The organism is Flavobacterium sp. WV_118_3, from assembly GCF_039778605.1.
In the GTDB taxonomy this organism is placed as follows: Bacteria; Bacteroidota; Bacteroidia; order Flavobacteriales; family Flavobacteriaceae; genus Flavobacterium.
The window spans coordinates 2,015,418-2,028,995 of the sequence record NZ_CP156060.1; the positions used below are offsets into that span (position 1 = coordinate 2,015,418).

Annotated in this window: 11 protein-coding genes; 1 reads left to right on the top strand and 10 read right to left on the bottom strand. The window is 40.2% G+C overall.

Translation table 11 applies throughout. From position 1 onward, the window contains the following. The 5 genes from ABFU83_RS09420 to ABFU83_RS09440 all read right to left on the bottom strand — a co-directional run bounded on the left by ABFU83_RS09420 (nucleotide 1) and on the right by ABFU83_RS09440 (nucleotide 6,665). Nucleotides 1-1,704, bottom strand: a complete 1,704-nt coding sequence (locus ABFU83_RS09420) for a T9SS type A sorting domain-containing protein (protein ID WP_347065440.1) — start codon at nucleotides 1,702-1,704, stop codon at nucleotides 1-3. Nucleotides 1,705-1,759: 55 nt separating this feature from the next. Further along, the gene (locus tag ABFU83_RS09425; RefSeq protein ID WP_347065441.1) at nucleotides 1,760-3,436 is read right to left on the bottom strand and encodes a T9SS type A sorting domain-containing protein; all 1,677 of its coding nucleotides are present in this window, start codon (nucleotides 3,434-3,436) and stop codon (nucleotides 1,760-1,762) included. Nucleotides 3,437-3,499: 63 nt separating this feature from the next. Continuing rightward, the gene (locus tag ABFU83_RS09430) at nucleotides 3,500-5,197 is read right to left on the bottom strand and encodes a T9SS type A sorting domain-containing protein (protein WP_347065442.1); all 1,698 of its coding nucleotides are present in this window, start codon (nucleotides 5,195-5,197) and stop codon (nucleotides 3,500-3,502) included. A 118-nt stretch (nucleotides 5,198-5,315) separates the two neighbouring features. Beyond that, nucleotides 5,316-6,167, bottom strand: a complete 852-nt coding sequence (locus tag ABFU83_RS09435; protein WP_347065443.1) for a DMT family transporter — start codon at nucleotides 6,165-6,167, stop codon at nucleotides 5,316-5,318. A 30-nt stretch (nucleotides 6,168-6,197) separates the two neighbouring features. Further along, a complete protein-coding gene (locus tag ABFU83_RS09440; protein WP_347065445.1) occupies nucleotides 6,198-6,665 on the bottom strand; it encodes a GNAT family N-acetyltransferase in 468 nt (155 codons plus the stop codon). Between the two features lie 337 nt (nucleotides 6,666-7,002). Here ABFU83_RS09440 and ABFU83_RS09445 point away from each other — a divergent pair, with 337 nt between their 5' ends. Beyond that, nucleotides 7,003-7,536 (top strand): DUF308 domain-containing protein, encoded by a 534-nt coding sequence (locus tag ABFU83_RS09445; RefSeq protein WP_347065447.1) that lies wholly within the window; start codon nucleotides 7,003-7,005, stop codon nucleotides 7,534-7,536. On the opposite strand, the gene ABFU83_RS09450 is transcribed toward ABFU83_RS09445, so the two are convergent. From ABFU83_RS09450 to eboE, 5 genes are all read right to left on the bottom strand, one after another. Beyond that, the gene (locus ABFU83_RS09450) at nucleotides 7,531-7,758 is read right to left on the bottom strand and encodes a hypothetical protein (protein WP_347065448.1); all 228 of its coding nucleotides are present in this window, start codon (nucleotides 7,756-7,758) and stop codon (nucleotides 7,531-7,533) included. The two genes, ABFU83_RS09445 and ABFU83_RS09450, sit on opposite strands and share 6 nt — an antisense overlap. Nucleotides 7,759-7,890: 132 nt before the next feature. Beyond that, nucleotides 7,891-10,323, bottom strand: a complete 2,433-nt coding sequence (locus tag ABFU83_RS09455) for an outer membrane beta-barrel family protein (RefSeq protein WP_347065450.1) — start codon at nucleotides 10,321-10,323, stop codon at nucleotides 7,891-7,893. 155 nt (nucleotides 10,324-10,478) lie between these two features. Then, nucleotides 10,479-10,901 carry a VOC family protein gene (locus tag ABFU83_RS09460; protein WP_347065451.1) on the bottom strand — a complete coding sequence of 141 codons (423 nt, stop codon included), beginning with the start codon at nucleotides 10,899-10,901 and terminating at the stop codon, nucleotides 10,479-10,481. An 11-nt stretch (nucleotides 10,902-10,912) separates the two neighbouring features. After that, on the bottom strand, nucleotides 10,913-12,337 hold the full coding sequence (locus ABFU83_RS09465; protein ID WP_347065452.1) for a nucleotide pyrophosphatase/phosphodiesterase family protein: 1,425 nt from the start codon (nucleotides 12,335-12,337) through the stop codon (nucleotides 10,913-10,915). Continuing rightward, the gene (eboE, locus tag ABFU83_RS09470) at nucleotides 12,282-13,577 is read right to left on the bottom strand and encodes a metabolite traffic protein EboE (protein WP_347065453.1); all 1,296 of its coding nucleotides are present in this window, start codon (nucleotides 13,575-13,577) and stop codon (nucleotides 12,282-12,284) included. Before eboE ends, ABFU83_RS09465 begins: the two co-directional genes overlap by 56 nt. Between the last annotated feature and the right edge of the window lies 1 nt (nucleotide 13,578).

A 13,578-nucleotide genomic window follows, 5' to 3' on the forward strand; every position in this document is an offset into this window, starting at 1 on the left:
CTATTCTTTTATAATTTTTATCACTGCCGTTTTTGATCCGTTATCCGATAACTGTAGTATATAAATACCTTTTGTAAGCTCACTAACATCAATCGATCCGGTTTCCGGACGAATGCTACCTCCGGCAACTTTTGTTCCTAGGATGCTGTATAAGGCATAGGTTGTAAAAACTTCCGGCTGGTTGATATACAATTGGTCTTTGGCCGGGTTTGGGTAGACTTTAATTTTATTCGTATTCCAATCGGTAGTACTCAATGGTTCGTAATAAAGTTTGGCCAGATACAAATCGACATTATTTTCCGATTTTGTTACCAATTGGTTCCCAAAAGTCATTGTCGGATTATTAAAAGTACCGCAGATATAGATCTCGTTTTGCGATTTACAATCGATATTTAATGTATTATTTGCGTTAAGTGAAGTGGCTTTTCTAGCCCAAACGGCTTCACCACCCGGAGTATATTTTACGACAAAAACGGCACCATCGGTCGGAACAGGATTCGTTAGTGTCACTCCGTTTCCAAAATTTAACTGGGTATTATTGTAGGTTCCCGCTGTATACAAGCTATTGTTTTCGTCAACATCTATGGAATGAATCGTGTTAAATCCGGCTGTGGCAGTGGCCGCTTTAGCCCAAAGTACATTTCCACTCGGATCGTATTTTACAAGAAATTGTTGCGAACCACCACTTGCACTCAATATTGCATCTCCAAAACTAACTATATTCGAAAAATAACCGGCCGCATATATATTGTTGTTTAAATCAGTTTTTACGGCCAGCGTACAGGTGCCGTTATCGTAACTGCTTCCGGCATTACGAGCCCAGATTTCGTTTCCGTTGCTGTCGTATTTCACCAGATACATGTTGAAATTATAATTATAGGTTGTGGTTTTTGTCAATGTTATTGTTCCAAAGCGAATCGTATTACAGCCAAAATGCCCTCCAACATATACATTACCATTCGTATCTACATCAAGCCCAAAGGGTATGATTCCCATGTAATGCGCATCATTACTTTGAGACGCTTTCGCCCAAAGGTAGTTCCCCTGACTATCCATTTTGGCAACATACGTTCTATACGATGAGCCCAAACCCGCACTGTTATAGTCTTCATAATTTAATGTGATCGCTCCCATCTGTATCGAAGGGGTATTAAAAAATCCCGTGAGATAAATATTTTCAGCATTATCTGTTTTAATCATACGAATTACCGTTCCTGAAGAATCGTTGGTTACTTTTTTGGCAAAAATAAGGTTTCCGTTCGTGTCGAATTTTGCGATAAAATTTCCGGCTACTCCGGATGGGTCGGCAGTTAAGGTAACGGAATCGAAGGTAATCGTATCTAAAAATCCACCGGCTATATAGAAATTGCCCGCTGTATCGGTTGTAATCGCGGTGGCCTGATCCACTCTCGGACCGCCATAGGCTTTGGCCCATACCACATTCCCCTGATTGTCGTATTTTACAATAGCAATATCCGAATAATAATAGGATGGACTATCGTTGTATACGGTTATGTTTCCGAAGGTTATCGATGGTGTTATAAAATCGGTAATCACAATACTGTTTCCATTAGGATCGACTGCAGTAAATTGTTTTACGCTATTATAATGTATGCCCATACTACGAGCCCAATGCCAGTCGGGAACCTGTGAAAAGGCAATCTGCACACAAAATATGACTATTAAAAGGGTAATTTTTCGCATCGTTATTTCTAATTATGATTATAACGATCGGACTTCTAAAGTCCGATACGGCTTGTTATTCTTTTATGATTTTGATCGTTTCGGATTTCGATTCGCTATTTGATAATTGCAACAGATAAACACCTTTCGGAAGGGTACTAACATCAATCGATCCGGTTTCCAAACGAATCCCTCCGCTCGCTACTTTTATACCCAAAACATTGTATAAAGTATAGGTTGTAAAAACCTCGGGATGATCCATATATAATTGATGCTGCACAGGATTCGGATATACTTTAATGGTATGTGTATTCCAGCTGGTCGTGGTCAACGGATCGAAAGACAACTTTGCCAGAAACTGATTGTTACTTTCCTCGGATTTTGTTATGGTATGATCGCCAAAATTCATCACGGAAGTGTTGTAGCATCCGGATAAATACAATTCATTTTCCGATTTACAATGGATATTTACCATATTATACCAGCTTAACGAAAAGGCTTTTCGCCCCCAAACAGCTTCCCCCTGAGGTGTGTATCTGACTACAGCAACGGCTCCTTGTAGAGCGGATGGATTGGTTAGTAGCACACCATTCCCGAAATCCATCTGAGTTGTATTAAAAACCCCTGCAGTATACAGATTATTGTTTTCATCGGTATCCAGATCATATATGGCATTATAACCCGCCGGAGCATTGGCATTCTTAGCCCAAAGTACATTTCCGCTTGCATCATATTTGACAATAAACTGTTGGGAATCCCCTGAAGAAGTTAAGGTTGTCTGGGCAAAATTAATACTGTTTGAAAAAGATCCCGCAGCATAAACATTATTCTCTAAGTCGGTTTTTACTGTCCTGCTGTTTGTTGCCGTGTTTTGGTTACTTCCTGCGTTACGCGCCCATAGCTCATTTCCGTCTGGATCGTATTTTACGAGGTACATATTGAGATTATTATCCCCTACTGCTGTTTTAGTTAGTGTTATGGCGCCAAACCGGAGTGTATTACATCCAAATTGCCCGCTATTGTACACATTACCTGCTGTATCAATATCCAAACCATAGGATAAGACCCCAGTAAAATGCCGGTGGTTGCTTTGTGAAATTTTCAGCCAAAGATAATTCCCCTGACTATCCATTTTAGCAACATAGCCACGGTTGGAACTTTGTGTATCGATAAAGTCTTCGACAGTTGCGCTAATCGTTCCTAAAGTAATTGTTGGTGTACTAAAACTTCCTGTAAAATATACATTTCCAGCAGTATCCGTTTTAATTTTTGTAGCCCATCCGGGACCTTCTTCCGTTATTTTTTTAGCAAAAATGACATCTCCATTGGGATCAAACTTGGCTATAAAAGTACCTACCGTAAAGGTTGTCAGTGTAAAAGAGCCTAATGTAATCGTTTCGTTAAACCCGCCGGATATATAAAAATTTCCAAAAGCATCCGTTGCAACGGCATTTGAAAAATCGGTCTTTGGACCACCGTATTTTTTGGCCCATAGTACATTCCCCTGACTGTCGTATTTCACAATGGCAATGTCGGCATAGTAATACGAAGGGCTGTCATTATAAAGGGTTATGTTTCCAAAGGTTATTTCAGGCATCCTAAAATCGGTGATCACAATAACATCACCATTACTATCTACTACAGAACAATGCCTCCCGGTATCAAAATACAGATCCATATTGCGAACCCACTGCCAATCGGGAACCTGTGAAAAGGCAATTTGCACACCAAACAAAGCTATTAAAAGGATCATTTTTTGCATTGTAGCTTCTAATTATGATTAAAACGGTCGGATACCGATAATCCAATCGGGTTCTTATTCCTTTATGATCCTGATTGTCCCGGTTTTTGATTCGCTATTTGATAATTGCAACAGATAAACACCTTTCGAAAGGAAACCAACATTAATCGGTCCGGTTTCGGGACGGATCATCCCGCTTGTTATTTTAGCTCCGAAAACATTATATACCGAATAGTTGGTGTAAGCTTCCGGTTGGTTGATAAACAATTGATCTTTGACAGGGTTTGGATATACTTTAATCGTATGCGCATTCCAGTTGGTGGTGCTTAATGGATCGAAAGACAACTTTGCCAGAAACTGATCGTAAATCCCATCCAGTTTTTCCACTGCATGATTTCCAAAAGTCATCGCATAAGCATAAGAACCGGACAAATAGATTTCATTTTCCGATTTACAATAGATATCCACCAGGCAATTTCCATTAAACGGCAATGCTTTTCGTCCCCAAACCGCTTCACCTTCCGGTGTAAATTTTACCAGAAAAAGCGCTCCTTCGAACGATGTCGGATTTGTTAGTACGACTTCATTTCCAAAATCGATTTGCGGAATATTTGAAAAGATTCCGGCGGCATACAGATTATTTGCTTCATCAATAGCCAAACCTTGTATCTGATTGATTCCCGATTCGTTGATCGCTGTTTTCGCCCAAAGTACATTGCCATTTACATCATACTTAACAACAAATAGTTGTCCCGCCTGACCAGGAGGTTGCAAGGTTATATTGTCAAAACGTATGTCATTCGCAAAATAACCGGCTGCGTATACGTTATTGTCCAAATCGGCTTTTACCGACCAAAGGTGAGCACTTTTATTTTCGGAGCTACTTCCTGCATTACGCGCCCATATCTCATTACCGTTAGGATCATATTTAACCAGGTATATATTTTTATCATCCGGTCCATTGGTCGTTTTATTTAACACGATTGTCCCGAACTGAAGCGTATTACAGGCAAAATATCCACCCGAATACACATTCCCTTCAGCGTCAATATCAAGACTGTAGGCTACAACTGTTTTCGTTTCAGCATTCGGACTTCTCGGGACTTTCACCCAAATATAATTCCCTTCACTATCCATTTTTGCCACATAAGGTCGTTGAGCCCAAGGCGCATTCGCTGTCCAACCTTCGTTATTAAAACTAATTGTTCCAAATGTGGCTGTCGCTGTATTAAAAGAACCGGTCAGATAAACATTCCCGGAAGTATCGGTTTTTATAGCCGCATAAAACGCAAAAGCATCTTCCTGTATAATTTTCCGGGCAAAAATAGTGTTCCCGGTAGCGTCCAGCTTTGTTATAAATACGTTTTTCCCTGTAGCATTTAATGTAAAAGAACCAAACGTAATAGCATCCTCAAATTGCCCTATCAGATAAATATTTCCATTATTATCTGTCGTCACTGCAGATGGAATATCCGCTTTGGGTCCGCCATAATTTTTAGCCCATAACACATTTCCCTGATTATCGTATTTTATAATTGCAATCTCGCTATAATAATGAGAAGGATTATCACTCGTCAGTGTTATATCTCCAAATGATATGGAAGATCCTACAAAATCGATAACAACAATAACATCACCATTATTATCAACAGTCACGCAGCGTGCCCAATTATTAAGATTTCCGTCCATACTCCTGACCCATTCCCAATCGGGTGTTTGAGCGCCGGTCATTTGAAAGAAAAATAATGCAATTAGTAGTGTAATTTTTGGCATCGTAGTTTTGGTTAGAATAACGAATTTATAAAAATATTCATCATTTTAACCAAAAAATAAATCATTAACACAAAATATAACGATTTTAAATACATTTTTCACATTTAAAATCGATACTTTATTTCTTCTTAATTGTTAGGGTAGCGCCTATACTGGCTGCAATGACACAGCCTATAGCGATTGCCTGTATAAGGCTTAATTGTTCGTTTAAAAAAAGGAAACCGGATAAAGCTGCAAATGCCGGATGCAAGCTCATCAAAATGCTAAATGTTTTGGATGGCAATTGTCGCAAAGCACCCATATCGAGACTAAATGGAATAGCACTGGTGAGTAAAGCAACAGCTAATCCTAATAGTAGTAAATTACCGTTCAATACATTCAGATCGCCACTAAAAACTCCAAATGGAATCACAAACAGAGACGCAAATAACATTCCAAGTGTTACGGCATCGCCGCTTTTCATCATTTTTGAAATCTTTCCACCTATCACGATATAACCCGCCCAAAAAGCACCGGCAAGTAGCGCCAGTATAATTCCCAATACGTCTACAGTGCCTTCATTCCATGGAGCTATCAGGAAAATTCCCAGCCCGGCCAATAACGCCCAAATCCAATCCAAAAGCTTGTGTGATCCGGCTAATGCCAGTACCAATGGTCCTAAAAATTCCAAGGTTACGCCCAATCCTAACGGAATGCGTTGGATCGCAAAATAAAAGATGAGGTTCATAGCCCCGATAGACAATCCGTATACCAAACCCAGCAGCAGTTCTTTTCGCGTCAGTTTTCGGAAATCCGGTCGGAAAAATCCATACAATACCATGGCCGAAATACCTATCCGTAGGGTTGCCACACCACTAATTCCTAAAACCGGGAATAATTGTTTGGCCAGTGAAGCACCGGATTGTATACTGATCATCGATAAAAGAACAGCCGGTATAGCCGGCAGGACAAATTTTTTATTCCGGGACATTCGCTTTTTGAGTTTGTTTTTTAGGCTACGTTACGATTCGTACACTAGTTCCATTTCCATATATACATCGGCTCTTTTGTATTTGGAACTGTCAATTGGCTTGTGTTCAAAACCGTATTTTTGGTATATTCCTACTGCCGTTTCCAATTGTGTTTGCGAATATAAAACCAATTTTTGAAGTTTCAGGTCGCGTGCCAGTGCTATTGCCGCTTCACATAGTAGCTTACCGGCGCCCAATCCCTGGTATTTTTCATCCACCGCCATTTTGGTAAATTCCATTACGCCATCGGCTACTTTTCGCAACGCAACCGTACCAATAACCTCGTTCTGATAAACGGCAAATAAAATCTGCCCGCCATCGTTTAAAATTGCTTCTTCCGGATGGGTCAACACATATTCGTCTATCGCTTCAACGACAAAGTATTTTTCGAGCCAGGCTTTGTTAAAGGCTTCGAAATAGCGTTGGTATTCCGGTTTGTATTTTTCTATAGTGATCATTTGTGTAAATTATTTTGTACCCACAAATTTCGCAAAAAGACACTACTGTACACAGATACAATTTCTTTATTTTTATAGGACACAGTTTTGTTTTTTTGGAAGATTTAGATCGATCACGGATTGTTTTTGCATCAGATTATAAATTGAATTACCAACACAAAGAGCAATAGAATGCCAACTGCTCTTGTTTCACTTCAACTTAATCTTATTTTTTATATCGATACTATACTGGTTTTAAGATTAAAATAGTATATTTATTGTGATTTCGGACTTACAAAAAACTAAGGCGATTCCGATCGTTTTTAGAATACGATTTAATTTAATTGCTTAGAAAATTATGAATAACAAGCTTATTTTTCTGGTACTCGGTTTACTTTTTATCGGAGTTGGAATAAAAGTGTTTTGCACACCGTTAACTTCATATGCCGTACTGGCCACCTTATTTAGTATTACTTTCCTTGTAAATGGTCTTTTGGAACTGGGTTATTATATCACCCAAAAAGAAAAAGTATATGGCTTTGGATGGGGCGTTTCGGCCGGTATACTCGATCTGGTATTAGGAATATGCCTGTTGGCCAATCCGGAACTCTCCGAAATCGTACTTCCCTATTTTATCGGGTTTATGCTTTTATTTCGTTCGTCAACCATATTCGCTTTAGGTTTCGAGCTCCTTTCGCTAAAACGACACAATTGGGGCTGGTATATGCTGTTCGGTGCTTTCGGTTTTTTGTTCTCTCTTTTCCTGATCCTGAATCCACTTTTTGCAGCGATTACCATAATTACCTGGACTTCACTCAGTTTTATTACGATCGGGATTTCTAAAATTCTATATATCATGCTTTATCCGCAAAACATACAGCCTATTCTATAATTCGTTTTTTCCGCCCGATGGGTTTTCCTGTTTCATTTTTCGTAGCCATAACCTTATACACCAAATTACAGTAATGCCAAACAGGATAAATAACAGCATGTAATACTTTTCAAAAAAAGAATGAAAACAGGTCCCAATTATAACGTAGGCCGAGGCAATACATAGTTTTAACGGAATAAATTCCGCATTGGTCCAGGTGGTTTTACGATTGAAGAAATTCATAGCTTTCGTTTTTTTTTAAATCCATTAATTCAGTACAATTTAGCCAATTAAAAAATAGCATCGCCTGTTTTTCTAAAAAAGAAAACCGCCATTTCATTCGAAACCGCGGCTTTCCCGAAGGTAGTCTCTTTTTTAATTTTTCATTCGTTTTTTGGTTTCGTCGTCCTCGATGTTTATTTTCCGGGCCGACTGGCTTTGATCACCAAAATTATAGGTAAAAGAAACGTTCAAAATACGACTGTCGAGGTTGATGTTTTCTTTCATGTTGATGTTGTTAAACTGCATGTTTCGATAAAAGCGTCGACTTTTAAAAATATCATTGACCGCCAGTTTTACCGTTGCTTTATCCGAAAACAGTTTTTTCTGAATCCCTGCCGAAACGACAAAGAAGTCCTTACGTTCGAACGTGCTGTATATCGATCGGGAGTTGTACTGGAAACTAAATTCCGAAGACAATCCTTTTGTAAGTTTTAAACTGTTTTGCGAATTAATCGTATAACTCCAAATTCCGGTCGCAACATCGGTTTCGTTTTGTTCACCGCTAAATTCATTTCGGTATAGATTTAGAAAATTGCTCGAATCCCACCAACGGGTTAGTTTTATAGAAGACGTAAGACTTAGCCCGTAATTTTTCCGTGTACTCAGGTTCTCAGAACGCAATATCGTGGTATTGGTATTGTCAATCTGCGTGATCGCATCGACAATAACGTCACTGGTTGTACTGTAAAAAAAGTTGATCATATGCTTACTTCGAAACGAATAGCCCCATTCTATCGAATGCGTTAGTTCCGGTTGTAAATACGGATTTCCTTCATAAAAAATAAACGGGTCTCTAAAAAAACGGAACGGGTTCAGATCGTAATAATCCGGTCGGTCGATTCGTCTGCTATATGATAGTTGCACGGTATGCGCCTCGCCGAGGTTCTTTTTTAGAAACAAACTTGGGAACAACTGCGTGTAGTTTCTTTTTACCGTAGATTGCATCGTAACCTGATTGCCTTCTGCGATGGTATGTTCGGCGCGTAATCCGGCCTGAACATCGATAAATCCAAAGTTTTGTTTGTAGTTGATATAACCGGCATGGATCTGTTCTTTATAAATAAAATGGTTGGTCGTTCCTTGATCAATCGTCCAGTTACCACCGGAAATCGTATCGTAACGGACATCGTTATCCGATTTTACAAAGCTGCTTTTCCAACCGGCTTCAAACGACAATTTTTCTTTGACCCGATATACATAATCGGCTTTTGCTACAAAAATCGAGGTGCTGGACGGCGTCATTCCGCGGCGGGTCGATTCGTAGGCTTGTTGCACCGGTGTCGGATTAAATTGTGTCGCCAATAGTGCATTGTCCCGAAAACGGGAATGGGTATAATCGACATCGGCGCTGATTTCCTGTTTGTCACTGTCAAATTTGTGTAAAAAACTTCCATTATAGCTCATACTATTCCATTTGGAATGGTTGTGATTATTGGTCAAAGCGTCCGATAAAAGACTCGTATCGGCCGAACGGACTTTGTTTTCCGACATGCTGTTGTTGGTATAACTACCGATATCGCCGCTCACTTTAAAGCCCACAAATGTGTTTTCGGAAAGATCGTATTCCAGTCCGGCTTTAAAATTGTTGGTTTTTAACGGTTCGTCCGTCACGCTATATTGGTTCGAAAATTTGTCAAGGGTTTGTCCCGTGGCATCGGTATAAAAATTCCGGTCGAACGTAAAGGTTTCACTTTCGCCACGATAGTATTGATCATAACTTCCATAAAAATTGTATTTCCCGGTTTTATAATTCAGATTCAATCCGCTTCCGAAACGGTTTTTACGACCGCGTCCATAGTTGGCATTAACCGATCCGTTGAATCCGTTGCGGGCATTTTTTTTAAGTTTAATATTGATCACTCCGGCATTTCCTGCGGCATCGTATTTGGCCGAAGGGTTGGTGATGACTTCTACCGCGCTGATCGACGAGGAGGATGTTCCTTTTAGCAGGTTGGTGAGTTGTTGTTGTGACAAGTAGGTCTTTTTATCGTTGATCATAATTGTAACACCCTGTTTTCCTCTCAGGCTTATATTGCCATCATTGTCGACCATAACGCCGGGTGCTTTTTCTAATAATTCCAATGCGGTGTTCCCTTCCGATAGTACACTGTTTTCAACATTCATCACGATTTTATCCGATTGCAACTGAATTAACGGTTTTTTGGTTGTGGCTTCCACCACGACTTCGTTGAGCAACTTGCCGTCCTGTTTTAGATTGATCAAAGGTATAGTCTGCATGGTATCACTACCCACTTTTATAGCATCCGATTCGTAGTTTTGGTATCCTAAAAAGCTGGCTTTAACCGCATAGGTTCCCGGTGCGATCGCAAATGAAAAAGCTCCGTCCGCATCGGTTACGGCTCCGGTTACTATTTTTTTGGTTTCCCAATCGAGTAACACGATGTTTACAAATTCCATCGGTACGGTTTCGCTAACGATCTTTCCGGTTAGGGTTGTTGCAGTTTCCTGGGCGTATACGGCACACTGGCTCCATACGACCAGTAGTAATAGGTAAAATTGTCTCACGGTTTTGTAATTTATCGCGGTCAAAATTAACACTATTTAGACTAAATAAAAATAATATTACTCTTAAAATTACTGTTAAATATTACTTAAAATAAAAACGGATCGCTGCTAAAAAGATAAAGCCTCCTTTTGGAGGCTTTATCAATCGCTTTTAATTAATTCATATTCTGACGAATGGCCAGGGTATTATTATCCGGATCGGAAAAAAATGCGAAATGATCAATATACCCTTTGTCAGATGTGTTTTCAACAATTTCGCTTACTTCTATACCTTCCGCGATTAAATGTTCTCTTGTTTTTACAATATCACTCACCATAAAAGTGGGCGCGGTTCCGGTTTCTTCGGGCTCTAACGGTTTGTCAATATCTTTAAACAAGCCGATAGCTATGGTGTCCATAGCATCGTGTAACAGTTGTACATAGGAGTCCTTTTCAAAAGTCCCGCCATTGTTGATCGTGTAATCCGACTGTACTTTAAATCCTAACTTTTCGGTATAGAATTTTTCGGAAACCGGCATATTGCTCACAGATAGTTTGATCACCATTTGTTGTTGTTGCTTTATTGCTTTAAAAATCATGGTATTCGTTTTTAATCGGTTAGTTCTTTTTCTGTAATCCGGTCGGTTTGTTGTATTTTCCGGGCATCTTCCCCAAAGATCGCATTCAGTACAAGCGGACAAACGTCTATAGCGCTTATCTTTTCCTTAATGGCGGATGTACTGATAAAAACCGGTTTGTCCACATCATCTGTGTCAATTCGTCCATGCGAACCTTTTACCAATCCGGAATCCAGAGAAATCAAGTCCATTACGGTTCGGAATCCAAGTTTTTTGCGAAGTAATTTTATCACTATTCGCGGAAAGAGCATTTTCTTTTTCCGATCAAAAAACATTTCCGCCGGATCGTAACCCGGTTTTTTATGAATGTCGACCGTTCGGGCAAAATCCGGCGCGCGACGATCGTCTTCCCAGTAATAATAGGTAAACCAACTGTCTTTATCGGCGATACAAACCAGCTCTCCAGCTCTTTCATGGTTGATATGGTATTCTTTTTTACCTTTTTCATCCAATACCCGTTCTATTCCCGGAATGGTTTCCAATAAGGCTTTTACTGCGGCAATCTGCGAAGGATTTTTGATATAAACATGGGCAATCTGATGATCGGCCAAAGCAAATGCCGATGATTGTCCGGCGTCCAACAGTTCGAGTCCTCTTTCTTCCCGGATTGCAATATGTCCGTTATCGCGTAGTGTCCTATTGATCGCAATCGGATTACTGACATTGGTAATCCCATATTCCGATACAATAATCGGGTTCACTCCCTTAGCTTCAAAAAACAAGATCAGGTCTTCACAAATGGCATCAATTTCTTTTAGATCTTTGGTGATTTCTGGCGCTCCTTGTTTGAATTTCTGACAACAATAATCCAAATGCGGAAGATAAATCAACATTAGCGTCGGATCATGCCATTCGTGTACCAATTTGGAAGCATCGGCGATCCATTTACTGGACTTTACAGATGTTTTCGGTCCCCAGAAATCAAAAAGCGGAAAAGTGCCCAAGGTTTGTTGTAACCGATCGCGAAGGCCTGCCGGCTGACTGTAGCAATCCGGTTTTTTCTGTCCGTCTGCCCAATATTGCGGCCGTGGCGTCACCGAAAAATCGGCATCGGAATACATATTGTACCACCAAAACATATTGGCGCAGGTAAATTCCGGATCGATCGCTTTGGCCATATCCCAGATTTTGGGTGCCTGAACCAGTTTATTGGATTGCCGCCATAATTTGACTTCGGCTTCCTCCCGAAAATACCATCCGTTCCCTACTATACCGTGTTCCGAAGGCCATTTCCCGGTTAAATAGGTTGCTTGTACCGAACAGGTTAACGCCGGAAAAACGGGTTCTATAAGGCTTTTAGCTGCTTTTTTCTTTATCCATCGGCTTAGGAAAAGTGTTTCGTTATCGAGTAAACCGGACGTAAGCCCTACTATGTTTATGACTGCTGTTTGCTGCATTTTTTACTGCTTTTGTTACGGTTGAATGTTCTTTTTCCAGCTGCATTTGCACCCATGATAATTCCCGGTGTATCGCGTCGGTCAAATGCATTTGCAGTTGCGATGGCAATACGTCCCAGGTATAGGTTTCGACTTCCAGATGGGTCGAATATGGTTTTTTCGACCAAAGTTGCAACGCCTTGATAATGTCCTCCTGCGTTGACAGTAAGCCTTGATAATCCGACAGGAATATTGGTACATGAAAATGGGTACGAAGTTCTTCGGAATCGCATTCCATCATGTTTGTGATACCTTGCTTTAGATCGGGAAACTTTAGCAAAGCCCCGGATTTTGTTCTAATTACCGCCTGATGCAAATAAATCGGTTCGTCAAATTGTTGTAAGCGTCCGGAAAGCGCTTCCTTGTCTGATGCAGAGGCTATAGTGCATTTTAAAGCAGCACTGATTTGTATCTTTCCGATTTTTATCCTGTTAAGTTCCATGATGCGGATTACGTCTTCCGGTTTTTCGAAAGCAACCGCAAAATGACAAACATCATAGCACAATTGGATGTGTTCGCGAATATAATTGCGCGCTTCTGCTCCGCTACATTTTATTTTTTTGACCAGTTCGTTCGCGCCTTCTTTTAAGAGGTAGTTTTGGAAAAAATCAATAACATCATCGGTATTTTCAAGTAATCCGTCGGGTTCCGGTTCGATATCGAGGTGCATTTTCTTTCCGGTTGTTTGTTTTAAACCGATCAGATGTGTTACGATATCGATCATATGAAGACAACTTTTCCTTTTAGCATCTTCCCTTTCCGCTTCATTAGCAAACCAATATTTATACGAAAGTGGCGAAGTGGATATGCCTCCGTCAATTTCTTTGGGTACTAATTGTGCCAATAGATCGAATAATAAACGCGTATAATCCACCCGTTCCTGACTTAACCAGTCGGGCGAATGTACGCGGTCTTTTACTTCCTCGTTGTGGAAATTGCCATACGGAAAACCGTTAATTGTAAATACGTAAACATCGTTTTCCGTTAGCCAGTGCTGGAATACGGTCAGATTTTCTTCCTGTTGTAATGCCAACGCGCTTTCATTGGATAATCGCAATCCGATTCCAAAAGGTTTCCCTTCGGCCATTTTCGACTTTACATCGCGTGTGTAGCGTTTTAAATTTGTAAACACTTCCTCCCAGGTTTCCCCGGAATGAATGTTCGTACAATAACTTAAATGGGCGTTGTTCCTGATTTTCATT

What these genes read in the sequence shown, in the direction of transcription:
- ABFU83_RS09420 (WP_347065440.1), bottom strand. Translation starts at nt 1,704, where the DNA reads ATGCGAAAAATTACCCTTTTAATAGTCATATTTTGTGTGCAGATTGCC.
- ABFU83_RS09425 (WP_347065441.1), bottom strand. Translation starts at nt 3,436, where the DNA reads ATGATCCTTTTAATAGCTTTGTTTGGTGTGCAAATTGCCTTTTCACAG.
- ABFU83_RS09430 (WP_347065442.1), bottom strand. Translation starts at nt 5,197, where the DNA reads ATGCCAAAAATTACACTACTAATTGCATTATTTTTCTTTCAAATGACC.
- ABFU83_RS09435 (WP_347065443.1), bottom strand. Translation starts at nt 6,167, where the DNA reads ATGTCCCGGAATAAAAAATTTGTCCTGCCGGCTATACCGGCTGTTCTT.
- ABFU83_RS09440 (WP_347065445.1), bottom strand. Translation starts at nt 6,665, where the DNA reads ATGATCACTATAGAAAAATACAAACCGGAATACCAACGCTATTTCGAA.
- ABFU83_RS09445 (WP_347065447.1), top strand. Translation starts at nt 7,003, where the DNA reads ATGAATAACAAGCTTATTTTTCTGGTACTCGGTTTACTTTTTATCGGA.
- ABFU83_RS09450 (WP_347065448.1), bottom strand. Translation starts at nt 7,758, where the DNA reads ATGAATTTCTTCAATCGTAAAACCACCTGGACCAATGCGGAATTTATT.
- ABFU83_RS09460 (WP_347065451.1), bottom strand. Translation starts at nt 10,901, where the DNA reads ATGATTTTTAAAGCAATAAAGCAACAACAACAAATGGTGATCAAACTA.
- ABFU83_RS09465 (WP_347065452.1), bottom strand. Translation starts at nt 12,337, where the DNA reads ATGCAGCAAACAGCAGTCATAAACATAGTAGGGCTTACGTCCGGTTTA.
- eboE (WP_347065453.1), bottom strand. Translation starts at nt 13,577, where the DNA reads ATGAAAATCAGGAACAACGCCCATTTAAGTTATTGTACGAACATTCAT.